The sequence below is a fragment of the Corynebacterium sp. HMSC036D03 genome (assembly GCF_001836185.1).
In the GTDB taxonomy this organism is placed as follows: Bacteria; Actinomycetota; Actinomycetes; order Mycobacteriales; family Mycobacteriaceae; genus Corynebacterium; species Corynebacterium simulans.
This window is the reverse complement of the sequence record NZ_KV827743.1, coordinates 99,484-121,979: the sequence shown is the minus strand read 5'-3', so window position 1 is coordinate 121,979 and position 22,496 is coordinate 99,484. Positions and strand designations below refer to the sequence as shown.

Below are 22,496 nucleotides of genomic sequence, written 5' to 3'. Positions count from 1 at the left end.
GCCATTTCACTGTTTAGTGAACTTAGAACAAATCTTATTTAGTTATATTTTGTCCTCAATAGCCGCCAAAGCTGGCGGTTTCAAGGAAGGAGGGGATGCCCAGTGAGCGCCAAACCCGAATGGGCAGACAAGGATTATTATGCGGATCTGGGGGTCTCCTCGTCCGCTACGCCAGAAGAAATCAAGCGCAGCTACCGCAAGCTAGCGCGCGAAAACCACCCCGATACCAACCCGGATAACCCCGGGGCAGCCGATAAGTTTAAGCGCGCTGCCGAAGCCTATGATGTGCTTTCCGACGCCACGATGCGTAAGGAATACGACCAGTTCAAGGCCATGCTGCGCAACGGCGGTGGGTTTGGACGGATGGGAGGCGCCGGGTTCCCCGGCGGGTTTCGATCTTCGCACATGGGTCAAGGATCTGCGGAAGAATTCGACCTCTCCGACCTCTTCGGAGGAAGAACGCCTGGAGGAGCGGCTCAAGGCGGCGGTTTTGGGGATATCTTCGGTAGCGTTTTCAACCGCGGCGGTAGTGCTGGCCACACAGCTCGGCCGTCGCGGGGGGCCGACGTCGAAACGGAAATAACCCTCGAATTCCGGGAGGCTGCCACCGGCACCACCATCCCGCTGCAGCTAACTGGCGACGCCCCCTGCACCACGTGCCATGGCTCCGGTTCCAAGTCAGGTAAGACGAGCTCCTGCAAGAACTGTAAGGGCACTGGCTTTACCTCTGAGAACCGCGGAACCTTCGGTTTTTCCGCGCCGTGCACTGAGTGTGGCGGCACCGGTCAGAAGATTGAGGATCCATGCGCGGACTGCAATGGTTCCGGCACCGTGCACCGCACGCGCTCTATCACCGTGCGTATTCCGGCAGGCGTCATCGACGGCCAGAAAGTGCGCTTGGCCGGTCAGGGCGAGGCAGGCCCCAATGGCACGCCAGCGGGCGATCTCTTCGTCGCGGTGAAGGTAAAGCCGGACAAGATTTTCACCCGTGAGGGCGACGATTTGCATGTTACGGTGCCGGTTTCCTTCGCGGAATTGGCGTTGGGTGACACCATTACTGTGCCAACCCTGGATTCGCCGGTTCGCGTGAAAGTGCCGGCGGGCACCCCCGATGGCCGTACGCTGCGCGTGCGCAATCGCGGCATCGAGAAGCGCGGCGGCAAGGCCGGCGACCTTCTGGTTACCGTCCAGGTCACCGTCCCGACCCACCTTGATGGCGCCGCCACGAGTGCGCTGCGCACCTACGCGCAGGCGGAGCGCGACTCCGGTTTCGACCCGCGCGCGGGCTGGGAAGGCAACGTCGCCCATGGAAGCGCCGCAGGTAGCGCATAAAAGGAAGGTGCAACGATGAGCAAGGAAAATCAGGCAGGGGCCAACGCGGTCTATGTCATCTCCGTTGCCGCTGAGCTGTCCGGAATGCACGCGCAGACCCTGCGCACCTACGATCGCATCGGCTTGGTCTCGCCCGCCCGTACTCAGGGCGGCGGGCGCCGCTACTCCGACCGTGACATCGAGTTGCTGCGCAAGATCCAGACTTTGTCGCACGACGAGGGCGTTAACCTCGCTGGAATCAAGTCCATCATTGAGCTGACCGAGGAGCGCGACCAGCTAGAGGCCGAGCGCGATGCATTGCTCGCTGAGGTTCAGCAGCTGCGCGAACGGGTTGGTGAACGCCAGCCGCGCGGCGAGCTCGTGCACGTGCCGCGCTCGACGTCAGTGGTCATGTGGACCCCACGCCGCAGCCGCCGGCGCGGCGAAGCCGGCCACGAAGGCTAGCTTTTAGCCTCCACAATCTTTCCGAGACCCCGCAGAAATGCGGGGTCTTTGAAGTATGAGATGTGGTCTCCTGGCAGGCGGTTTGCGCCTGGTAGTGGGGAAGCCCCAAAGTTGGGTGTGCTCGGGTCCGGGCCGTGAATGCCACCGCGCGGGCCCGTAACCGCACCGATGGGATCGTGCGCATTCGTCGCGGCCCAGCTGCGTGCCTGAATGTCATCGGCGCTTTCGGCGGTGGTGCCAGGGCTGCCCACGAAGACCACGTCTTCGGCCACGCCGGGCGCCTTCGCGGCTTTTCCTGCCACGACGGAACCATAGGAATAACCCACCACTATCCGCTGTGAGCGGGAAAAGCGTTTGCCTAATGAGCGTTGAAAGCGGCGTAGGTCCTGCGCGCCACGTGCCGCCGGGGAATCGTGGCCTGCCTGTGCGAGGCTGTCTGGTGCGCGGTAGCCAATCCAGGCCACCGCGGGACCGCCCGTTGCACGCGCTACTGCCCGCGCGCGATCGATACTGCTTTGCCAGCCGGACGGATCCGAAGAATGCACCCCGGAGACCACCGTGGAAACGCTCGCCGCGGAAGTGCCCAGCTGGCCGGGATCGACCAGTGCTGCAACGCGACCGGGCCCGGCTTCAAGCAGCTGCACGTCCGGATTGCTCTCCGCTAGCGCGACGGCCTCTGGCGGGGCGGTGCTCATAAGCATCTGGTGGATGGCCTCGATGGGTAGCTCCTCGTAATCCTCCAGATAGCCGCCGCCGGTGGGCAGCTCTGGCGTGCACAGCGCATCTATTTCTCGGGCGCATGCCCAATCCAGGCCGTCGCCCAAAGCATCGAGCGCATTCAGCATCGCGCCTATCTGGCTGCTCCACGGTTCTATCTCATCCATCCGTGCTAGCAGGCGGGTGGCCTCGGTGCGCAATTGTTCGACCCGAGCCAGGATGGGCGCATAGGCGCGAAGAGTCTCTGCCGCAGCCTCCATGCTCTGAGCGGGTAGTTCGAGTTGTTCCGTGGTGTTTGTCAGCTGGGCGCGCGCGGCGTCGGCAAAAGCGCCAATTATTTCTAGGTCATGCCAACTATTGTGTAGTCCTTGTTTGAAAACGTGCAGGTTAGCAGCGCCAGACTGCATTTCTTGAGAGGCTAAATAAAGGCTTAGCGCGCGTCTCACGGCAGCCCTCCGTCCAGCTTGTTGGCTAGGGAGGCATCGATTTTTCTGCTGTGCCTGATGAACTCATCGAGGTCTTGGAGCATGGCGTCGTGTTGCTTAGCGTTAGCGGCAAGCTGACCGTCCCAGTGTTTTGCCACGCGCGCTAGGGCGCTGGCCGTGCGCGGATACTCGGGCGGCGGCGGGGTAGTGAAGCGGTGCCTTTGGCCCATGTGGGAGCGGATGGTGTTGCGTGCGTTGTCAGCGATGTAGAAATCCATACCTCAAGCTTTGTGGGCCAAGTTCAGTAATTTCTAGACCCAATTTCTGATTAGGGCGAAATCTGTGGATAACTCATCGCGACTCGGCTAGTTTGGGGTGTCATGTTGGTAGCAGCAGTGCAAATTTTGACCGGCGGTAACCTCGAGGAGAACCTTGAGCTGGCCGTGGAGAAGATCCGTGAGGCCGCTGAGAATGGTGCGCAACTGATCGTGTTGCCTGAGGCCACGTCCCAGGCCTTCGGGGCTGGCCGCTTAGACGAGCAGGCCCAGGGCCTTGATGGTTCCTTCGTCACCACCATCCGTGCGGTAGCGCAGCAGCTGGGGGTCACCGTCGTGCTTGGCATGTTCAGCCCAGCGGACACCGTTGAGCGTGATGGCAAGACCATCAACCGCGTGAGCAACACCGCGCTCATCGCGGGCCCGGACGTTCTTGGCGGTTACGACAAAATCCACACTTATGACGCCTTCAATTACAAGGAATCCGATACCGTGCGTGCGGGTGAGGCGCTAGTCGCTTTCGACGTCGCGGGCATTACCGTTGGCGTGGCCACCTGTTATGACATCCGCTTCCCAGAGCAGTTCAAGGAGCTGGCTCGCCAGGGCGCGCAGGTAATCGTCGTTCCTACTAGCTGGGCTGACGGTCCCGGCAAGCTGGAGCAGTGGCGTCTGCTCACCGCGGCGCGTGCTCTAGACTCCACCTCTTATATCGTGGCTGCGGGCCAAGCCCGTCCAGGCGGCGCGGAGATGGCTGGCCAAGACTCTGGTCCCACCGGCATTGGCCATTCAGTAGTTGTAGCCCCCGATGGCACCCGCGTAGTCGAGGCCGGCTACGAGCCGGAGATCATCTACGCCGAGATCGACTCCGACCTCGTTGCCCTGACCCGCAAAGCGCTGCCGGTCCTCGAGGCTTAAGTTTGCGTCCACTCCGACTTCTTCCAGGCCGCCCACGCATCCCAGTCCTCCCAGCCGTCTAGGTCTGCGGCGGATGCGGCCCACTCGTGGCCGCGCTGCCAGGATTGGGCGTGGATATTGCCAGCTGGGATGCCGGCTGCTAGGAGGGATTCGCGTGCCACCTCGACTCGGTCGGCGGGGCCTACCAAGATGAAGCGCTTGTCCTTGGCTGCGTCCTTCTCGTGGCGTAGCACCACGGCGATGGGGTCTTGGGATTCACCGGCGGTTTCGGATGCGAAGCCCTCTGCCTGCGGCTGCGCGCCGAGCAGCCAGGGATCCTGCTCGCTGCGGGAAATGTTATGAAACGAAAGCTCAGGCAAGAGGGCCTGGAGATTAGCCTGGAAGTGGGTGTCGTAGTGTTCGCCAGGGGAAGAAGCCACGCTGTAGACGCTGAGGTTCTTCGGCACTTCGCCGGCAGCCAAGCAATCTAGGAGAGCGGCGCGGGCGCCCGCCCATCCCGTGCCGAAGCTTATGAGCGCGGTGGCCTTGCCGTCGTGCAAGTTCGGAAAGTTTCCGGCAGGGTTACCCAGGGTCCACCAATCGCCGGGCTTTGCCTTGGCCAGCATAGAGGAGGCGTCGCCAGCCAGCGCAATGTGGAAGAGCAGCTGGCCCGTAGTGTCCGCCGGATGCGCCGGGGTCAGCATGCGCCAGGTGCCGGGCAGCAGCTGCGAGGTGATGGGAAAATGCTGGCCCGCCTCGTATTCGATGGGCGCACCGGATTCCAGCCGCACCACCGCAGTATTGCGGTTGGGGTGTTCTACGGCGACTACCTGCGCGCTGTGGGCCGGGGCGATGCCGGCGATGTCGGCAGCATGCGCCGCCTGTGCCATCGTGGTGCACACAGTGTGGACGGCGCGCTTTGCCACCACTAGCTGGTGCTGAGTCAGTCCCAACGCGATAAACCCCTCGTTCAGGGAGGCCTCGAACTTGGGATAAATCTCTGTGGGGAAGCCGTGGCGGCGGTGCTCCTTGCCTAGCTCGCGGACGCGCTCGATGGTCTCTTCTGGGAGGAAGCCGGCATCGTCAGCCGCATCCAATATCCACGCCACTGCAGGCGCCAGTGCCGGGTGGGTATCACGCATGGATAGAGCGAAGATTTGGCGCGACTCCGCGACGGTGGCAAAGAAGTGCTGATGCACCGCATCGCGGTAATCGTCAGCGTGCCTGCGGATGTGTTCGCCCAATTCCTTCATGCTGGCCCATCCTACTTGCCCGCGGCCGCGGGCGATCTGGTTTAGGGAAGCCGCTTCGAGGTGGCTTCTCCGTATGATGAGCGCATGGAGGTCGCACTACCGCACGAAGTTCGTCGAGCGGGCCGTTCGTATCTGGACGCCGCCGATTGGCTGCTGCCTGGAGCGATCACGGGTGTCGTGGTGGGCGGTTCTGTTGCGCTGGGTGCGTATCGCCCGAAGGCCAGCGACATCGACCTGATCGCCACGCTTGATGACGCCTGGCGGGAGCGCTCCGACCTGATCCCACGCCTGCGCGCTCTGCACCTCTCCCAGCTCCCGCGGCTGCTCGGGCGAGCTGTTCGAGGAATGGACATCAGCGCGTGCTGCAACACCTCGTTCGTGTGGGACTCGGAGATCACGCGCCCTGTGACACAGATCGAGCCGATCGCTTCCCACGTGGGCGAGATCTTCAACCCCAGGGGCGCGTTCGATGTGAATCCCGTGATCTGGCACGAGCTCCAGCACGGCGGCATCGCGCTACGGGGAGGGGACGTCTCGACCTGGGGCCTAGACCCGCAGCCCGACGAGCTCCGGCCATGGACCCTGAACAACCTGCTGGGGTACTGGAAGCCGCTGATGCTGCGCACCGAGAGAGGGCGTGGAGCCCTCGGAGCCGGGAGGGTCCAATGGCGGCTCCTTGGACCTGCGCGGATGCACGCGACGCTCACGACGGGTGAGGTCATCAGCAAGCAGGAGGCCGGAGCGCGTGCTCTTGGATTGTTCCCTCATCACGCACCGATCCTCGGCGTAGCACTTGCTCATCTCAGCGGAGAGAATGCTCCAAGCGCTCCACCGAAAAGCGAATGGCGACGGCTGACTGCCGTCTGCATGCGCGAGATCATCTCCAGGTCGGAGCAGCTTCCGAGCTGAACTTGACGCCACCTTCGGCCTGTTTCTGGCGCTAACTCGCGACGGGCTGGTGGAGCTGGGGATTGAGCCGGAAGGCCAGGTGGCCTACGTCTGGAACCTCGCACGATTGTGCGGTTTCCCTTTTCTATGCGGTGCCTAAGTGCTCAGCGAAGCGATTAAACGGCAAGGAAAACTTGAGTCTGCTACGCTCAGGCAGGGAAGAAAAGAAAATTTGAAGTTGAGTGGAACAAACTCAACTTTGGATGCGTTGTTGTAAATATCAGGCAATAAACCTTCTAATAAACAACTTCCAAGGAGGAAGCAATGAGTGCTTTCAACCCCACCACCAAGACCCAAGAGGCCTTACAGCAGGCGCTGCAGACCGCCTCTTCCAACGGCAATCCGGACATTCGCCCGGCGCACCTACTAGCGGCCATCCTTAGCCAAGAAGACGGCATCGCCGCACCGGTCCTCAAGGCCACCGGCGTCGATCCGGAAACCGTGCTCAAGGAGGCGCGCGCACTTGTGGATTCCTATCCCAAGGCTGAGGGCTCTGGGATGGCGAACCCGAACTTTAACCGCGACGGTCTCAACGTCTTGACCCGCGCGCAGGAGCTGGCGGGCGAATTGGGCGATGAGTACGTCTCCACCGAGGTTCTTCTCGCTGCTATCGCCGGCTCTAAGACTGACGCCGCCGAGCTGCTTACCGGCCGCGGCGCTACCTTTGATGCGCTGAAGGGCGCTTTCCCTTCGGTGCGCGGGGCCGCGAAGGTCACCTCTGAGAACCCAGAGGAGCAGTTCCAGGCGCTGGAGAAGTACGCCACCGACCTAACCGCCCGTGCGCGGGAGGGCAAGATTGACCCGGTTATCGGCCGCGACCAGGAAATTCGCCGCGTCGTGCAGGTGCTTTCCCGCCGCACAAAGAACAACCCAGTCCTTATCGGTGAGCCGGGCGTGGGCAAGACCGCCATCGTGGAGGGCCTGGCTCGCCGCATCGTGGCAGGCGACGTCCCGGAGTCCCTCAAGGGCAAGACCTTGCTGAGCCTCGACTTGGGCTCCATGGTCGCCGGCGCGAAGTACCGGGGCGAGTTCGAGGAGCGCTTGAAGGCAGTGCTGGATGAGATCAAGGCCTCGGAAGGCCAGATCATCACGTTCATCGACGAGCTGCATACCATCGTCGGCGCGGGCGCCACGGGCGAGGGTTCCATGGACGCTGGCAACATGATTAAGCCGATGCTGGCCCGCGGTGAGCTGCGCCTGGTGGGCGCTACCACCTTGGACGAGTACCGCAAGTACATCGAGAAGGACGCCGCTTTGGAGCGCCGCTTCCAGCAGGTCTATGCGGCTGAGCCCTCTGTTGAAGATACCGTGGGCATCCTGCGTGGCCTGAAGGAGCGCTACGAGGTCCACCACGGTGTGCGCATCATGGACTCCGCGCTGGTTTCTGCAGCTGAGCTGTCTAATCGCTACATCACCAATCGCTTCTTGCCAGACAAGGCAATCGACTTGGTTGACGAGGCCGGTTCCCGCTTGCGCATGGAAATTGACTCCTCCCCGCAGGAGATTGACGAGCTGGAGCGCGTCGTGCGCCGCATGGAGATCGAGGAGCTGGCGCTGAAGAAGGAAAAGGACGCCGCCAGCCAGGACCGTCTGAGCAAGCTGCAGCAGGAGCTTGCCGACGAACGCGAAAAGCTCGGGGAGCTCAAGGCTCGTTGGGCCAACGAGAAGAAGGCTATCGATGAAGTCCAGCACGCCAAGGAGGAGTTGGAGGATCTGAAGCGCCAGGCCGAGATTGCCGAGCGCGACGGTGACTACGAGTTGACCTCCGAGCTGCGTTATGGTCGCATTCCCGAGTTGGAGAAGCAGCTTGCCGACGCCGAGGTGCGCGCCAACGCGCAGTCCAACACCATGCTGGTAGAGGAGGTCACCCCAGACACCATCGCTGAGGTGGTTTCCGCGTGGACCGGCATTCCGGCTGGCAAGATGCTGCAGGGTGAGACCCAGAAGCTGCTCAACATGGAGGCCGAGCTGGGCCGCCGCGTGGTGGGTCAGAAAGAAGCGGTCAAGGCCGTCTCCGATGCCGTGCGCCGCGCTCGCGCGGGCGTTGCGGACCCGGATCGTCCGACCGGCTCCTTCCTCTTCCTTGGGCCTACGGGCGTGGGTAAGACGGAGCTGGCTAAGGCCCTGGCGGACTTCCTCTTCGACGATGAGTCCGCGATGGTGCGCATCGACATGTCTGAGTACGGGGAGAAGCACTCCGTAGCCCGCCTCGTCGGTGCCCCTCCGGGATACGTTGGCTACGATGCCGGCGGCCAGCTCACGGAGGCCGTGCGTCGCCGCCCGTACACACTCGTGCTTTTCGACGAAGTGGAAAAGGCGCACCAAGACGTCTTCGACGTTCTGCTGCAGGTCCTCGATGAGGGCCGCCTGACCGACGGCCAGGGTCGCACCGTGGACTTCCGCAATACGGTCATCATCCTGACCTCGAACCTCGGTGCCGGTGGCACCAAGGAGGAGGTCATGGAGGCCGTCAAGCGCAACTTCAAGCCGGAGTTCATTAACCGTCTCGATGATGTCGTGATGTTCGAGTCTCTGTCCTCTGAGCTGCTGGCCGGCATCGTCGACATCCAGCTCGATGCTCTGGCATCGAGGTTGCAAGGGCGCCGCCTGAACCTGCAGGTTTCCGACGCCGCGAAGCTGTGGCTCGCCGAGCGCGGCTACGACCCTGCTTACGGCGCCCGCCCGCTGCGCCGCCTAGTGCAGCAAGCTATTGGTGACCAGCTTGCCCGCCAGCTTTTGGCCGGCGAGGTCATGGACGGCGACACCGTCCAAGTCGACGTCGCTGACGGCGGCGAGCACCTGGAGCTCAATAGCAAGCGCAGCTAGCCTGCGTAAGAAGCGCCGAAGTGCTCATGGCCCTAGAATCTAGAGCCATGAGCAATTTGGTTTCTCCAAGCGAACTCCAGCAATCCATTTACCGCGGCGAGCGCGTCGCACTTCTTGCATCTTTGTGGGCACCAGGTGAGGGGGAGGCATACAACCAGTTCGCCTCCCTGCACATTCCTACCGCGCAGTTCGCCGACGCTGCGCACTCCTTCGTCGGCCTTCCTGGCTCCAAGGTGGGCCGTAACCCGCTTGTTAACCCGGAGCGCTTGAAGGAGAGCTGCGAGGCATGGGGACTGCGTCCCGATTGGGAGATCGTGGTCTACGACGAAGGCCGTGGCCTCTTCGCTGCACGCGCTTGGTGGACCCTGCGCTGGGCGGGCTTTAAGAACGTACGCATGCTCGATGGTGGCTTGGCTAATTGGCGCCGCCAGGGCTTTGCCACCCTTACGGGCCCAGGCAACCTTGGTCTTGCCACCGAGGTCGAAATCACGCCGGGCTCTATGCCGACTGCCACTATTGAGGACGTCAAGGCCCACGACGGCCTGTTCATCGATACTCGTACGGCAAACCGCTTCGCTGGCCGCCGTGAACACCTCGATCTGAAGGCCGGCCATATTCCCGGTGCAGTGAACCTGCCGGAGCGCCAGTTCCACAACGAAGACAAGACCATCAAGTCTGACGAGAAAATCCTAGAGATCCTCGACAACGCTGGCATCACCAAGGAAAACGTCAAGGACGCCATCGTCTACTCCGGTTCCGGTAACCACTCCGCGCTGACCATCGGCATCCTGGAGGGCCTTGGATTTACTGGCCTGCGCCACTTCGTCGGTGGCTGGTCCCAGTGGTCCGCAGACCCATCCAACCCGGTCGAGCGCGGCGACCGCACGACTGTATAAATAGCCTGCGTAAATTAACCAGCGCGCCAGCCTACTCACCCCAAGACTTCCTACTAAAGTCTTGGGGTGATGCCTATTCTGATCATTGCCCTAGTCCTCGCCGCGGCCGGCGTCGCGCTTCTCCTCCTCGACAAGCGCCAGCGCACCAACCAGCTTGACGGCACTACCCCTGTCGAGAGCCTCGAATCGTCAGAGCGTCCCACCGCTGACGAGCCACGTGAAGCCGAAACGTTTGAACCGCAGGAGGAAGGACTTGCTTCTGCAGAAAACGCAGTGGAGGAAGAGCCTGCCTCAGTACAAGAGCCCGCCCCAGTAGAGAAGGACCAGGCGGCCACCGAAGCAGCCATGGACGAGCAGAAGCAGGAGGCTGAATCGGAGCCAGTGGCCGCCGGGAAGCAGGTGGCGCCGGAGCGCAAAAACGAGCACCTGCTGCGTGCGCGTGACTTGGTGCCCGGGTCGCTGCGCCGTGAGCGCAAGGCATGGGGCGAGCATCACCAGTTCGAGTACACCAAGCAGGATGATTACCTGGCTGATGAATGGATGCGTGGCGCAGCGGCCCTGGGTGCGGCGCCGAAGGATATCGTGGCAGGGTTCGTGCATGGTCACGAGATGCTGCTGATGGACTTGGGCGGCATCAACGTCATGGCAATGCGCACCGGTGCGGCATCAGACATCGTGGTGGATTTCCGCCGCATCGGTCTCGCAGAAGAACATTTTTCGGAGGACCTGATCAAGGTCGACGACGTTGAAGGATTCGAGATGTTCGCAACCGACGCGGGCGTCGGCAAGCGGCTCATCGATGAGCGTCTAGAAGTAGCCCTTGAGCAGATGCCCGAGGAAGTCACCGCGGCGTGGATGGAATCCGAATGGGTGCTTGCTCAAACCACCAAGCACGCGCGCGGCGTGCAGTGGGATGCCATGCTGGCCCCGCTTGCAAAACTTGCCGATTGCGCCCGTGTTCTGCCGCCGCGTTCGGCCGCGATGCAGGTGCTGCGCGTGGCTGAGCTGGACCCGAGCCGCGAGATCCCTGAGCCGCCGCAGCCCGAGCCGACCGGGCCCACCCTTGTGCCGGACCACGAGGAAATCCAGCGCCCGCACATCCAGCGCCCGGAAGAGCCGGTAGAGCTGCCGAGCCGCACCCGCAGTGAGACCCTCGGCGAGGTTGACCACAGCGCGCTGGGGGCAGACGAAGTCGACGCCATTGCCGACGGCCGCGAGCGCCCCCTGCTCGATAAGGCGCAAGCGCGCATGCGCCGTGATCTCAACGGCCGCTCGACCATCTTCGGCGACGAAGAAGCAAACGAGTAGTCTTAAAGCGATAATCCCGCAAAACATGGCGGGGACAAGAAGCGGCATAAGAAACAAAAAGGAGAGCCATGAGCTTGGATGCACAGAAAAAGGCCCGTCTGGCAGAGCTGGTCAAGGAACTGGCTGTTGTACACGGCAAGGTCACCTTGTCCTCCGGCAAGGAGGCTGACTACTACGTTGACCTGCGCCGCGCCACCCTTCAGCACGAGGCCTCCCGCCTCATCGGCTCCTTGCTGCGCGAGCTGACCGCGGACTGGGACTACGTGGCAGTTGGCGGCCTGACCCTGGGTGCTGACCCCGTCGCTACCTCCGTCATGCATGCCGACGGCCGCGATATCGACGCCTTCGTGGTACGCAAGGAAGCCAAGAAGCACGGCATGCAGCGCCGCATTGAGGGCTTCGACGTCACCGGCGCTAAGGTCCTCGTGGTTGAGGACACCACCACCACCGGCAACTCCCCGCTGACCGCCGTCGAGGCACTGCGAGAGGCAGGCGCCGAGGTCGTCGGTGTGGCCACCGTTGTGGATCGCGCAACCGGCGCTGGCGAAGTTATCGCCGCTGAGGGCCTTGAGTACCGCTACCTGCTGAGCTTGGAAGACCTTGACCTCGCCTAATAACCCATTCGCGCAAGAGCCTATAGAGACAGGCAAGGGCCCTACCGAGTGGAACGAAGGCCGCCACGGCGTCGGGCCGTGGGAGGGCCCCTGGCCAGACGGTGCGCAGTATGACCCAGAGCTGCTGCGCGAGGGTGATCGCCGCAACGTGGTTGACGCCTACCGTTACTGGAGCAGGGAAGCGATCACCGCGGACATCGATAAGCGCCGGCACGCCCTGCACATCGCCATCGAGAACTTCGAGAACGATTCCAACATCGGAACCGTGGTGCGCACCGCGAATGCCTTCGCCGTCGACACCGTGCATATCGTGGGGCGTCGCCGTTGGAATCGCCGTGGGGCCATGGTCACTGACCGCTACCAGCACCTGCAGCATCATGCCACGGTGGAGGAGCTTTTGCAGTGGGCCAACGCCGAAGGGCTAACTGTTGTCGCCATCGATAACACCCCCGGATGCGTCCCCCTTGAAACAGCCGAGCTGCCGGAGCGCTGCCTGCTTTTGTTTGGACAAGAAGGCCCCGGCGTTACCCAAGCAGCCCAAGATGCAGCGTTAATGACCTGTTCCATTGCCCAATTTGGCTCGACTCGTTCGATCAACGCGGGCGTCGCCGCGGGCATCGCCATGCATGCGTGGATTCGTCAGCATGCTGACTTAGAAAAAGCGTGGTAAATCGTTATCTCAAGTAGATAAGATGGAGTAACGAAACCATAATCGAGAGTGATAGATCTACAGTGGAAGAGACATGGGCACACCGCGCGGACCTCGCGGAAACCGCCATCAATGAACGCCATGCGCAAAACGTATGGTCAATTCCGCGTACCAATCTTGCGGTCGTCAGCTGGCCGCCGACTGGTAAGGAGAAACTCTTCGTCCACTGGCACTACTGGTGGCAAGCTCATTACCTCGATTGCCTGGTAGACGCCGCGCTGCGTAACAACACCAAGGCGCGCCGCGCCCGCATCGTGGACACCATGCGCGGTATCCGTATTCGTAACATGAGCCAGCTTACGAAGAATCGTTATTACGACGACAAGGCGTGGCTGGCCCTGGCTATGGAGCGTGCCGAGCAGCTCAAGCGCATCAAGCCGCATAAGCGCCTAGGCTCCTTGCAGCGCAACATCCTGGAAGGTACCGACCCCCAAATCGGCGTGCTGCCGTGGCGCGAGGGCGAGACCTTCCTGAACGTGCCATCCAACGGCCCCGGCGCCATCATGCTTGCCCGCATGGGGCGCATCGACGAGGCCCGCCACATCGTGGACTGGATCTATGACCATCTGGTTGATGATGACGGCTTCATCATGGACGGCGTGCGCATGCGTATGGACGGCCCGGAAATCGTGAAGGCTATCCACCCGTATTGCCAGGGCGTGGTTCTGGGCGCCTGCCTGGAAATTGCATTGGCACTGCGCGAGAAAGCTGGGTTGACCTCCCTGGAGAGCATCGACACCATTCAGGAAGCCGAGCTGGCAGCGGATACGATGCACTACATCACCAACATCCGTGGCCTAGTGCAGGCAGTGGCAACCGGAATGGCTACCCCGTCCGGCGTTATCAACTGGATGACGGGCGACGGAGATGGTGGCCTGTTCAAGGGCATCCTCGTGCGCTACCTCGCGGACGTTGCTGTGCGATTGCCGGGCGATTCCCCGGCTAACCGCGCCACCAAGAAGCTTGCGGCTCGCATGGTCGTGGCCTCTGCTGAATCCGTGTGGGAACACCGCCTGGAGGTAGATGGTCTACCTATCTTCGGCTCCGACTGGACCACCGATGCTCGCCTGCCACATAATTACGGCTTCGGGCCGCATACCGTCGGCGAAAAGGTAGGCATCATCCGTGTTGCAGAGCGTGATCTTTCGGTCCAATTGTCAGGCTGGATGCTGCTCGAGGCCTGCGCACGAGTCATGAAACACCAGTCCCAAGAAAAATAAAAACGCATTACAACCGTACTATTTTGTGGTTTCACCTGCGTATCGGCAACCGCCCACCAGGCGCCTGCCTGCATTAAGGAAGTTCACAAAAATTCTGGCGGCGAAATCGGGCAAAAACAGGCATACTTGGGACTTGGAACGTGATTGCCCCAACACACTAAGGATGGAACTTCATGCCAATCGCAACTCCTGAGGTCTATAACCAGATGCTGGATACCGCCAAGCAGGGCGGTTTTGCATTCCCAGCCATCAACTGCACCTCTTCTGAGACCATCAACGCGGCTCTGCGCGGTTTCGCAGAAGCTGAGTCTGACGGCATTATCCAGTTCTCCACCGGCGGCGCTGAGTTCGGCTCTGGCCTTTCCGTGAAGAACAAGGTGGCAGGTGCTCAGGCTCTGGCAGCTTTCGCTCACGAGGCGGCAAAGCACTACGGCATTAACGTTGCACTGCACACCGACCACTGCCAGAAGGAAGTTCTGGACGAGTACGTCCGCCCCCTCATCGCCATCTCCCAGGAGCGCGTTGACCGCGGCGAGCTGCCTTTGTTCCAGTCCCACATGTGGGATGGCTCCGCAATCCCAATCGACGAGAACCTCGTCATCGCCCAGGAGCTGCTGGAGAAGGCACGCAAGGCAAACATCATCCTCGAGGCTGAGATCGGCGTCGTTGGCGGCGAAGAGGACGGCGTCCAGGCGAAGGCCGGCGCAAACCTCTACACCTCCGTTGAGGATTTTGAAAAGACCATCGATGCACTTGGTACCGGCGAGAAGGGCCGCTACTTGCTGGCTGCTACCTTCGGCAACGTCCACGGCGTTTACAAGCCGGGCAACGTGAAGCTGCGCCCAGAGGTTCTCGACGAAGGCCAGAAGGCTGCCGTCAAGAAGCTCGGCCTGGAAGAGGGCTCCAAGCCATTCGACTTCGTCTTCCACGGCGGCTCCGGCTCCGAGAAGGAAAAGATCGAGCAGGCTCTGTCCTACGGCGTTGTGAAGATGAACGTTGACACCGATACTCAGTACGCCTTCACCAACCCGGTTGCCCGCCACATGTTCGCTAACTACGACGGCGTCTTCAAGATCGACGGCGAGGTTGGCAACAAGAAGGTCTACGACCCACGCTCCTACATGAAGAAGGCAGAGCAGTCCATGGCTGAGCGCGTGGTTGAGGCCTGCACCGACCTGCACTCCGTGGGTAAGTCCATCTCCAAGTAAGACTGACCACTAAACCCACACCACACAGAGCCGTTCCCCCACCCCCCGCAGCCGCAGGGAACCCCGCAGCCGCTGGGAGGGAGGAGCGGCTTTGCTGCGTTTAGCATCAAAGAATGCGCCGGCAAAGTCCCTGACCAACATCCTCGCCCGAGTCAAACCGGAAGCAAAACCCAAATGGTGAGGTCACCGCACAACAAAAGGGACTAGTGTAAACCAATGGGGCAAATGAGGCCCGCAAGTGGTGAGGTGACCTCACCATCTAGAGCGAACCCAGCCACGACCCAGGCCGAACCCAGCCACGACCCAGGCCGACCCCAAACCAGAGCCAAGCAATCCACACGGGCGAACTAAGATAAGGAAACCATGGCGGAAGCAAAGGATAAGAGCACCAAGGAACGGGCCAAGCTGACCACGCGCCAACAGCTGCGCAGCTTTGACCGCTCGGTCAAATCCCGGTTTGCGCGCGTGAAGTCCCGCTTCCTCTACATCGTCCAGTCCACCCTCGGCGCCGGCCTGGCTTTCTTCGTCGCGCACGTCGTCTTCGGCCACGCTCAGCCGTTCTTCGCGCCGATGTCCGTCATCATCATCTTGGGCCTGTCCGGCGGGGACCGCCTTAAACGCGCGGTGGATCTCTCCATCGGCGGCATCGTCGGCGTTATCGTGGGCACCCTCCTGGTTGACGGCCTGGGCACCGGCCCTATCCACATGACCATAATCATCGGTTGCTCGCTGCTCATCGCGTCCTTCGTGACCGAGTCGCAGCTCATCAGCAACCAAGTGGCCATCGGCGCCATCCTGATCGCCACCATCATGCCCCCGGAGGAGATGGGCGGACTCTCCCGCGCCATCGACGCCATCATCGGCGCCTTCATCGGCATCTGCATGGTCGCCCTCATTCCGACCTCCCCATTGCGCGCCGTGCGTAAGGAAGTATCCAAGGTTCTGCGGGTGGCTTCTGCAGTGCTTTCCGACGTTGCCGGCGGCCTCCGCGACGGCGATGAGAAGGCGATCCTGGAAGCTCGCGACGCCGTCCGCGGTACGCAGAGCGATATCAATGACATGCTCCAGGCGGCCAAGGGCAGCGCCGAGACCGTCAAAGTTTCCCCATTCCTGTGGAGCTGGCAGCGCAACATCCGCTCCCTGGAGCGCATCCTCACCCCGGTGGACAACGCCATCCGCGGTGTGCGCGTGCTTTCCCGCCGGGCCTTGGTGCTTTCGGAGGACGGCGACCACGTCACCGAAGCCCAGCTTGACCTCATCGACGAGCTTTCCGACGTTACGTATGAGCTCGCCGAGCTCTACGGCCGGGCCAGCAGCAAGGAATCGCGGGCCAACGAGGCCGTGGTCATCCCGGAGATTGTGTACCGCTTACGCGTCCTCGGCGCGAACGCCACCATGGACGTGCTTGGCGAGGACGGCGTTCTTTCCGCCTATTCACTCCTCGCACAGACCCGGTCCATCATCGTTGACCTGCTGATGGTCTGCGGCATGTCCCGCGAATCTGCCGTGGCGCAGCTTGCCCCCACCTCTGACCATCCGGCCTATCCACCGGAAGTGCTCGACGCCGACTAAACGCACGAAGTAAAGCCGTAATAATTAAGGCCGTACAACCTGCAGATCACGCAGATGCCGGTAGAAAGTCACGCGCTTGACGGCTCGCTTTGCGCTGACGCCATCGACAATCACGCGCAACTCCGGGCCGCCCGCTTGCACCGCGCGGCCGGTACAGATGCTGGATTCATCGAGCTGACCGGAGGCGATGGGGGAGGAGAACTTCGATCGCAGCCATCCGCCGAAGCCGGACTTTGCGACTTCAGCAAGCCCTAGGTCTGCAGATTCAGCAACGGGGGAGATAGCCTTCGCTGCCAAAATTCCCGGTGCGTCAATCATTGGTACCAACCGGGCACCATACGTACCGATGCCGGCCTTGCCGGTACCTTCGTGGCGGACGACAACATGATCATCCACGATGATCTCGCCGGTGATGTCCGTGTTATTCCATTCGGAAATCGAAGCCGAGCCTGCCACGGCAAGACCTGCATCATTGCGGATGAGTGGCACTGGGTGAACCGGTGCTGAAAGCGCAACGCTGAGCGCAGATTGCAGATCAGTAGGCAGACCCCAGTTGCGGGCAGCGGGCGAAGAAGAATCCGTGGGCACATAGGCGAGCTCGGTCCACAGGTAGTCGCCGCGCATCATGCGGCTAAGAACTGCGCTCAAGGCGGAGTCGTCTCCAACCACGACGATGCGTAGTGGTTCCACCAAGTGGGGTGCTTGCGGCGCGAAGGCGGGGGTACTCAAATGCCGGACGTCTGGTTGGGCGGCAATCTCATCGAGCGAAGGGGTGGGATCTTCCGGCAGTGCGGTCTTCGCGGCTGCATCTAGCGGACGAAGCTCGGAGCGGGTGGGAACCGCGCTGACGTCGAGAACTTCTGCGTGTGGGGGCAAATCCAGGCTGAGTCTGCTACCGCAACGAACAACGATTAGGGCCACCGTGAGTTACCTTGCCTTTCCCAGCGAATCACCCCGCGAATTGGGGCATAACTCCTACACCCTACAACGCAAATTACCCCCCTTGATAACCGCCAATTGGGGTGGAGGGGGCCACATGGGGATATATTTTTAGTCCACACTACTTTCAACTTCACATTTTATTTATCTTCGTGCTGTGGCACACAGGTAACTATCCCGACAACTTCACGGAGGCTTCATCTTGGCAATTGAATTCACCATGATCCAGTCCATCGGCATCGCTGTCGTGTTGCTCTTGCTGGGTATTTGGCTCAAGCAGCGGATCTACTTCTTTGAGCGCTTTGCTATTCCGGCCCCGGTTATCGGTGGCTTCCTCTTTGCTTTGATCAACCTGGTGCTGCACCAGACTGGTATCGCTGAGATTACGTTCGATACCACGCTGCAGAGCTTCTTCATGGTTATCTTCTTTACCACGGTGGGCTATGGCGCATCGTTGAAGGTGCTGCGCGCCGCCGGCCCGAAGGTAATGGTCTTCCTCGTTGTGGCGATTGTTCTGACCATTCTGCAGAACGTCGTTGCCGTGGGCCTGGCTCCAATCGTTGGTGTCGATGCCAAGTTGGCCTTGATGACGGGCTCCGTTTCCATGACCGGTGGTCACGGTGTTTCTGGCGGTATCGCGCCTCTTGTCGAGCAGTCTGGTGTTAGCGGTGCAGAAACCGTGGCTTACACCGCAGCTACCTTTGGCCTCATCATGGGCTCGCTTATGGGCGGCCCGCTGGCTAACCGCCTGATTACCAAGGGCAACCTGATGGATCAGAAGGCAGTAGAGGTCGACGTTGACGAGTCGCTGATTGCTCACGTCGCCCGCAAGCTGCGCGGCGACGCCATGCTGCACGCCTTCGTGATGATTCTGGTTTCGATGCTCATCGGTAGCTTCGTGACCGATGCGATGAACCACTTCGTGGGCATGCTCACCGATAAGGCGGCCTTCCCGCTTTACTTCGGCTCCATGATTGTGGCGATTATCCTGCGCTTTATTAATGACTCTCGTGAGCAGAAGGAATACAAGGAACTGGTCCCAACCCAAGAGGTTGAGATTCTCGGCGTCATTGGCCTGAACTTCTTCCTGGCGATGGCTCTTATGAACATCAAGCTCTGGGAGCTCGCTGAGCTGGCTGTCCCTATGCTCATTCTGCTGGTGGGTCAGACGGCACTCATGTGGCTGTTTGCTAACTTTGTCACCTTCCGCGTCATGGGCCGCGACTACGACGCCGCGGTTCTTACCGCTGGCCACTGCGGCTTCGGTATGGGCGCTACCCCGAACGGCATGGCAAACATGGACTCCGTGGTCACCAAGTTCAAGGAATCCAAGCTGGCTTTCTTCATCCTGCCGATCATTGGCGGCATGTTCATCGACTTCGCGAACATCGTAAACATCTTGGTATTCCTGAACATCGCGTAAACGCGGCGAAGCAGCCGTGTTAAAAAATGAGAGCTGTCAATTAATACCCGTCTGCACACTTCTAGGGGTAAAGTGGTTGCGTATTTGGCTTCAATCATTAGGAAGTGACACCCAGACATGGCAGCAATCGTCATCGTTGGCGCTCAATGGGGCGACGAAGGTAAAGGTAAGGCCACCGATATCCTCGGTGGCAAGGTTGACTACGTAGTCAAGCCGAATGGCGGCAATAACGCTGGCCATACTGTTGTAGTTGGCGGCGAGAAGTATGAGCTCAAGCTCCTTCCCGCCGGCATTCTCTCTGAGAATGCAACTCCGGTATTGGGCAACGGCGTTGTCATTAATCTTGAAGCTCTCTTTGATGAGATCGACGGCCTTGAGGCACGCGGCGCGAATGCCTCGCGCCTGCGAATCTCCGCGAACGCTCACCTGGTAGCGCCGTACCACCAGACCCTGGACCGCGTGCAGGAGCGTTTCTTGGGCAAGCGCGCCATTGGCACCACGGGCCGCGGTATTGGCCCGGCTTATTCCGATAAGGTCGCTCGCATCGGTATCCGCGTGCAGGATATCTTCGATGAGTCCATCCTGCGGCAAAAGGTTGAGTCTGCGCTGGACATCAAGAACCAGATGCTGGTGAAGATGTACAACCGCAAGGCGATTGACCCTGACCAGATCGTGGACTACTTCTTGAGCTACCGCGAGCGCCTAGCACCGATGGTTATCGATGCAGAGCTGGAGCTCAACAAGGCCTTGGAGGAGGGCAAGCACATCCTGATGGAGGGCGGCCAGGCCACCATGTTGGATGTGGATCACGGCACCTACCCGTTCGTTACGTCCTCGAACCCGTCTGCCGGCGGTGCTTCCGTGGGCTCCGGTATTGGCCCGACCCGCATCAAGACCTCGCTGGGCATCATCAAGGCCTACACCACCCGCGTGGGTGCCGGCCCGTTCCCAACTGAGCTCTTTGACAAGTGGGGCGAGTACCTACAGACCACCGGTGGTGAGATCGGCGTTAACACCGGCCGTAAGCGCCGCTGTGGCTGGTACGACTCCGTCATTGCGCGCTACGCCACGCGCGTTAATGGCTTCACCGATTACTTCCTGACCAAGCTGGACGTGCTCACCGGTATTGGCGAGATTCCGATCTGCGTGGCTTACGACGTCGATGGCAAGCGCTACGATGAGATGCCGCTGACCCAGTCTGAGTTCCATCACGCAACGCCAATCTTTGAGACCATGCCGGCATGGGAGGAGGACATCACGGGCTGCAAGACCTTTGAGGAGCTTCCGCAGAAGGCTCAGGACTACGTCCTCCGCCTTGAGGAACTCTCAGGTTGCCGCATGTCCTACATCGGCGTGGGCCCCGGCCGTGACCAAACCATCGTCCGCCATGACGTCATGACCGACCACTAGATGTACGTTACTTAAGTTCGACAAATGCGAGATATCTAATCCGATATCTCGCATTTCTATTGCTGTATCTGTGTTTTTCGGATCACAGTGAGCAGGTTTTTGGCGGCGTGGCACTGGTTGCTACAGGGGCATTGGTAATTAGTCTCCTGGCTTAGCTAGATGCATCCGGATATGCCTGCGGAGCTTGATAAGCCTGCGAAAGGCCAGCCTGGCTTTTCGTTAATATGTCTGTGGGGTTGGTATGCAATAATTCAAGGATGGATATTTCAGGCGACATCGCAGGTCATATAGGTACCCCCCTTACCGGTAACGCCACCAAAGTGCTGCTGCTTGGTGCAGGCGAGCTGGGCAAGCAACTAGTCATTGCCTTCCAGAACTTGGGCCTTGAGGTACACGCTGTTGACCGCTACGCCGGCGCCCCTGCACAACAGCTCGCGCACTTTAGCTACATCGCAGACATCACCGATGAAGCCAAAGTCCTTGAAATCGCCCAGCGCATCCGGCCAGACTATATCGTCCCCGAAGTTGAGGTTGTGGCCGTCGAGGCGTTGTCGCGGCTTGAGTCCGAAACCCCAGCGGTCGTCGTCCCTAGCGCCCGGGCGTGCGAACTGACCCAGTCCCGCCAGACCATCCGTGAGGCGGCCGAAAACATTGGCCTGCCCGTAACCGCATACCGTTTTGCCAGCTCCGCGGAGGAGCTTGCCGAAGCCGTCCATGAGCTCGGCATGCCGTGCATCGTAAAGCCGGATGTGGCAACCTCCGGCAAGGGCCACATGCTGGTCAAGGATGAGGATGATCTCAAGGACGCTTGGAACCTCGTGCGCCGCGTGTCCTCCGATGAAAAGCGCGTCATCGCTGAGCGCTTCGTGGACTTTGACTACGAGGTCACCCTCCTCGCCGTTCGCTCCATCGACCCTGCAACGGGCAAGCTCTGCACCTGGTTTAGCGAGCCCATCGGTCACCGCCACGAGCGCGGCGACCTCATCGAATCCTGGCAACCGCTGGCCATGAGCGAGATCGCACTTGAGAACGCACGCTCCGTTGCCGCGCGCATCTCCAACGAGCTAGGCGGACGCGGCGTCTACGGCGTCGAGCTCTTCGTCGCCGGCGAGGATGTGTATTTTTCTTCCGTCTCCCCGCGCCCTTCCGATACCGCCATGCTCACCGGTTACACGCAGCGCTTCTCCGAGTTCGAGCTGCACGCCCGTGCCATCTTGGGCTACCCAATTGACGTCACCCTAACCTCGCCAGGTGCCAGCGTGGTGCTGCATGCCGACGCCGCGACTGACGACGTCGCTTATAGCGGCGTTGCAGAGGCCATGGCCTTCGAAGAGACCGACGTCCGTCTCTTTGGCAAGCCCGGTGCCTACGCTGGCCGCCGCATGGGCATGGTGGCAACCACCGCAGAAGACGTCGAGACTGCGCGCGACCGTGCCGCGCTTGCCGCCGCCAAGATCAGCATCAGCCAGACCCCGAACGCGCACGTTGTCGCCAATGCACAGGCCGTGGACCCAGTAGCTAACGACGCCGCGGACATCGATTTCGTCGAGGTGGCTGAGCCCGTCGTCGAGGTCGACCCAGTTCTCAACCGTTCCGCAGACGATTAGCTCTCGCGGCGCAGAATCATCGGCTGGTGGGGGATGCCCTCGTCGTCGAAAAGCGCGCCGCACACCTTAAAACCATAGGCGCCGTAGTAATCCACCAGCGGTGCCTGTGCCTCCAAGTAGACCGGCTGGCCGCTCATGGCCACCGCGGCATACTGCAAAGCCGCTTCCATGACCTGCTTGCCCAGCCCCGTGCCGCGGGCCTGCTTGTCCAACGCAAAGCGGCCAAACTGGGCTACCTCCTCGCCATCCAGCGTGGAGGGGAAGACGCGCGCGGTGCCAGCCAGCTGCTGGGTCTCATCATCAATCGCCAGGATATGCACCGTGCTATCGCGTGCATCCGTATCGTCGATTTCTGTATATGGGCACTGTTGCTCGTGCACGAAGACGTCCACTCGCAACTTATACAGCTCGTGCACCTGCAGCGGGCTGAGATGAGACAAGTTCGCAGCGGAAATCGTGTAAGTCATGGTACACGA

Annotated in this window: 20 protein-coding genes; 15 read left to right on the top strand and 5 right to left on the bottom strand. The window is 61.0% G+C overall.

Annotated features, from left to right (window positions below):
- Nucleotides 1-102: 102 nt before the first annotated feature.
- Nucleotides 103-1,332: a molecular chaperone DnaJ gene (gene dnaJ / locus HMPREF2692_RS07800; RefSeq protein WP_070823314.1), complete on the top strand. Its 1,230-nt coding sequence runs from the start codon at nt 103-105 to the stop codon at nt 1,330-1,332.
- Nucleotides 1,333-1,347: 15 nt separating this feature from the next.
- Nucleotides 1,348-1,776, top strand: coding sequence for a heat shock protein transcriptional repressor HspR (locus tag HMPREF2692_RS07795; RefSeq protein WP_061924927.1), 429 nt, complete (start codon nt 1,348-1,350; stop codon nt 1,774-1,776).
- Here HMPREF2692_RS07795 and HMPREF2692_RS07790 read toward each other — a convergent pair.
- Entirely contained in the window at nt 1,773-2,900 is a 1,128-nt protein-coding gene (locus HMPREF2692_RS07790; RefSeq protein WP_070823312.1) for an alpha/beta hydrolase, read from the bottom strand. The two genes, HMPREF2692_RS07795 and HMPREF2692_RS07790, sit on opposite strands and share 4 nt — an antisense overlap.
- Before the next feature lie 35 nt (nt 2,901-2,935).
- Nucleotides 2,936-3,196 carry a hypothetical protein gene (locus tag HMPREF2692_RS07785; RefSeq protein WP_062036975.1) on the bottom strand — a complete coding sequence of 87 codons (261 nt, stop codon included), beginning with the start codon at nt 3,194-3,196 and terminating at the stop codon, nt 2,936-2,938.
- A 102-nt stretch (nt 3,197-3,298) separates the two neighbouring features.
- Between HMPREF2692_RS07785 and HMPREF2692_RS07780 the strand changes: the two genes are divergently transcribed.
- On the top strand, nt 3,299-4,108 hold the full coding sequence (locus tag HMPREF2692_RS07780; RefSeq protein ID WP_062036978.1) for a carbon-nitrogen hydrolase family protein: 810 nt from the start codon (nt 3,299-3,301) through the stop codon (nt 4,106-4,108).
- Here the strand turns inward: HMPREF2692_RS07780 and HMPREF2692_RS07775 are convergent.
- Complete coding sequence (locus HMPREF2692_RS07775; protein WP_061924916.1) at nt 4,105-5,340, bottom strand: FAD-binding oxidoreductase; 1,236 nt, start codon at nt 5,338-5,340, stop codon at nt 4,105-4,107. The two genes, HMPREF2692_RS07780 and HMPREF2692_RS07775, sit on opposite strands and share 4 nt — an antisense overlap.
- A gap of 84 nt (nt 5,341-5,424) precedes the next feature.
- Between HMPREF2692_RS07775 and HMPREF2692_RS07770 the strand changes: the two genes are divergently transcribed.
- The 9 genes from HMPREF2692_RS07770 (at nt 5,425) to HMPREF2692_RS07730 (ending at nt 16,641) form a co-directional block, all read left to right on the top strand.
- Nucleotides 5,425-6,249, top strand: a complete 825-nt coding sequence (locus tag HMPREF2692_RS07770; RefSeq protein WP_070823352.1) for an aminoglycoside adenylyltransferase domain-containing protein — start codon at nt 5,425-5,427, stop codon at nt 6,247-6,249.
- Between the two features lie 303 nt (nt 6,250-6,552).
- Nucleotides 6,553-9,114: an ATP-dependent chaperone ClpB gene (gene clpB, locus HMPREF2692_RS07765; RefSeq protein WP_070497924.1), complete on the top strand. Its 2,562-nt coding sequence runs from the start codon at nt 6,553-6,555 to the stop codon at nt 9,112-9,114.
- A gap of 47 nt (nt 9,115-9,161) precedes the next feature.
- On the top strand, nt 9,162-10,010 hold the full coding sequence (locus HMPREF2692_RS07760) for a sulfurtransferase (RefSeq protein ID WP_070731683.1): 849 nt from the start codon (nt 9,162-9,164) through the stop codon (nt 10,008-10,010).
- 69 nt (nt 10,011-10,079) lie between these two features.
- The gene (locus HMPREF2692_RS07755) at nt 10,080-11,318 is read left to right on the top strand and encodes a type III secretion system chaperone family protein (RefSeq protein WP_070823310.1); all 1,239 of its coding nucleotides are present in this window, start codon (nt 10,080-10,082) and stop codon (nt 11,316-11,318) included.
- Nucleotides 11,319-11,386: 68 nt separating this feature from the next.
- Nucleotides 11,387-11,932, top strand: a complete 546-nt coding sequence (gene pyrE, locus HMPREF2692_RS07750; RefSeq protein WP_070432286.1) for an orotate phosphoribosyltransferase — start codon at nt 11,387-11,389, stop codon at nt 11,930-11,932.
- Entirely contained in the window at nt 11,919-12,602 is a 684-nt protein-coding gene (locus HMPREF2692_RS07745) for a TrmH family RNA methyltransferase (protein ID WP_070432287.1), read from the top strand. Before pyrE ends, HMPREF2692_RS07745 begins: the two co-directional genes overlap by 14 nt.
- A 62-nt stretch (nt 12,603-12,664) precedes the next feature.
- The gene (locus tag HMPREF2692_RS07740; RefSeq protein WP_070823308.1) at nt 12,665-13,861 is read left to right on the top strand and encodes a glycoside hydrolase family 76 protein; all 1,197 of its coding nucleotides are present in this window, start codon (nt 12,665-12,667) and stop codon (nt 13,859-13,861) included.
- A 173-nt stretch (nt 13,862-14,034) separates the two neighbouring features.
- The gene (gene fbaA, locus HMPREF2692_RS07735; RefSeq protein ID WP_061924895.1) at nt 14,035-15,069 is read left to right on the top strand and encodes a class II fructose-bisphosphate aldolase; all 1,035 of its coding nucleotides are present in this window, start codon (nt 14,035-14,037) and stop codon (nt 15,067-15,069) included.
- 363 nt (nt 15,070-15,432) lie between these two features.
- The gene (locus HMPREF2692_RS07730) at nt 15,433-16,641 is read left to right on the top strand and encodes an FUSC family protein (RefSeq protein ID WP_070823306.1); all 1,209 of its coding nucleotides are present in this window, start codon (nt 15,433-15,435) and stop codon (nt 16,639-16,641) included.
- A gap of 24 nt (nt 16,642-16,665) precedes the next feature.
- Here HMPREF2692_RS07730 and HMPREF2692_RS07725 read toward each other — a convergent pair whose 3' ends face one another.
- Nucleotides 16,666-17,562 carry a hypothetical protein gene (locus tag HMPREF2692_RS07725; protein WP_070823304.1) on the bottom strand — a complete coding sequence of 299 codons (897 nt, stop codon included), beginning with the start codon at nt 17,560-17,562 and terminating at the stop codon, nt 16,666-16,668.
- A 220-nt stretch (nt 17,563-17,782) separates the two neighbouring features.
- On the opposite strand from HMPREF2692_RS07725, the gene gltS reads away from it, so the two are divergent.
- The 3 genes from gltS to purT all read left to right on the top strand — a co-directional run bounded on the left by gltS (nt 17,783) and on the right by purT (nt 22,020).
- Complete coding sequence (gltS, locus tag HMPREF2692_RS07720; protein ID WP_210386809.1) at nt 17,783-19,003, top strand: sodium/glutamate symporter; 1,221 nt, start codon at nt 17,783-17,785, stop codon at nt 19,001-19,003.
- 117 nt (nt 19,004-19,120) lie between these two features.
- Complete coding sequence (locus tag HMPREF2692_RS07715) at nt 19,121-20,413, top strand: adenylosuccinate synthase (protein ID WP_070518569.1); 1,293 nt, start codon at nt 19,121-19,123, stop codon at nt 20,411-20,413.
- A 257-nt stretch (nt 20,414-20,670) separates the two neighbouring features.
- Nucleotides 20,671-22,020: a formate-dependent phosphoribosylglycinamide formyltransferase gene (gene purT / locus HMPREF2692_RS07710; protein ID WP_070823303.1), complete on the top strand. Its 1,350-nt coding sequence runs from the start codon at nt 20,671-20,673 to the stop codon at nt 22,018-22,020.
- Here the strand turns inward: purT and HMPREF2692_RS07705 are convergent.
- The gene (locus HMPREF2692_RS07705) at nt 22,017-22,487 is read right to left on the bottom strand and encodes a GNAT family N-acetyltransferase (protein WP_070823301.1); all 471 of its coding nucleotides are present in this window, start codon (nt 22,485-22,487) and stop codon (nt 22,017-22,019) included. The genes purT and HMPREF2692_RS07705 overlap by 4 nt on opposite strands.
- Between the last annotated feature and the right edge of the window lie 9 nt (nt 22,488-22,496).

What these genes read in the sequence shown, in the direction of transcription:
- HMPREF2692_RS07795 (WP_061924927.1), top strand. Translation starts at nt 1,348, where the DNA reads ATGAGCAAGGAAAATCAGGCAGGGGCCAACGCGGTCTATGTCATCTCC.
- HMPREF2692_RS07790 (WP_070823312.1), bottom strand. Translation starts at nt 2,900, where the DNA reads ATGCAGTCTGGCGCTGCTAACCTGCACGTTTTCAAACAAGGACTACAC.
- HMPREF2692_RS07785 (WP_062036975.1), bottom strand. Translation starts at nt 3,196, where the DNA reads ATGGATTTCTACATCGCTGACAACGCACGCAACACCATCCGCTCCCAC.
- HMPREF2692_RS07780 (WP_062036978.1), top strand. Translation starts at nt 3,299, where the DNA reads ATGTTGGTAGCAGCAGTGCAAATTTTGACCGGCGGTAACCTCGAGGAG.
- HMPREF2692_RS07775 (WP_061924916.1), bottom strand. Translation starts at nt 5,340, where the DNA reads ATGAAGGAATTGGGCGAACACATCCGCAGGCACGCTGACGATTACCGC.
- HMPREF2692_RS07770 (WP_070823352.1), top strand. Translation starts at nt 5,425, where the DNA reads ATGGAGGTCGCACTACCGCACGAAGTTCGTCGAGCGGGCCGTTCGTAT.
- clpB (WP_070497924.1), top strand. Translation starts at nt 6,553, where the DNA reads ATGAGTGCTTTCAACCCCACCACCAAGACCCAAGAGGCCTTACAGCAG.
- HMPREF2692_RS07760 (WP_070731683.1), top strand. Translation starts at nt 9,162, where the DNA reads ATGAGCAATTTGGTTTCTCCAAGCGAACTCCAGCAATCCATTTACCGC.
- HMPREF2692_RS07755 (WP_070823310.1), top strand. Translation starts at nt 10,080, where the DNA reads ATGCCTATTCTGATCATTGCCCTAGTCCTCGCCGCGGCCGGCGTCGCG.
- pyrE (WP_070432286.1), top strand. Translation starts at nt 11,387, where the DNA reads ATGAGCTTGGATGCACAGAAAAAGGCCCGTCTGGCAGAGCTGGTCAAG.
- fbaA (WP_061924895.1), top strand. Translation starts at nt 14,035, where the DNA reads ATGCCAATCGCAACTCCTGAGGTCTATAACCAGATGCTGGATACCGCC.
- HMPREF2692_RS07730 (WP_070823306.1), top strand. Translation starts at nt 15,433, where the DNA reads ATGGCGGAAGCAAAGGATAAGAGCACCAAGGAACGGGCCAAGCTGACC.
- HMPREF2692_RS07715 (WP_070518569.1), top strand. Translation starts at nt 19,121, where the DNA reads ATGGCAGCAATCGTCATCGTTGGCGCTCAATGGGGCGACGAAGGTAAA.
- purT (WP_070823303.1), top strand. Translation starts at nt 20,671, where the DNA reads ATGGATATTTCAGGCGACATCGCAGGTCATATAGGTACCCCCCTTACC.
- HMPREF2692_RS07705 (WP_070823301.1), bottom strand. Translation starts at nt 22,487, where the DNA reads ATGACTTACACGATTTCCGCTGCGAACTTGTCTCATCTCAGCCCGCTG.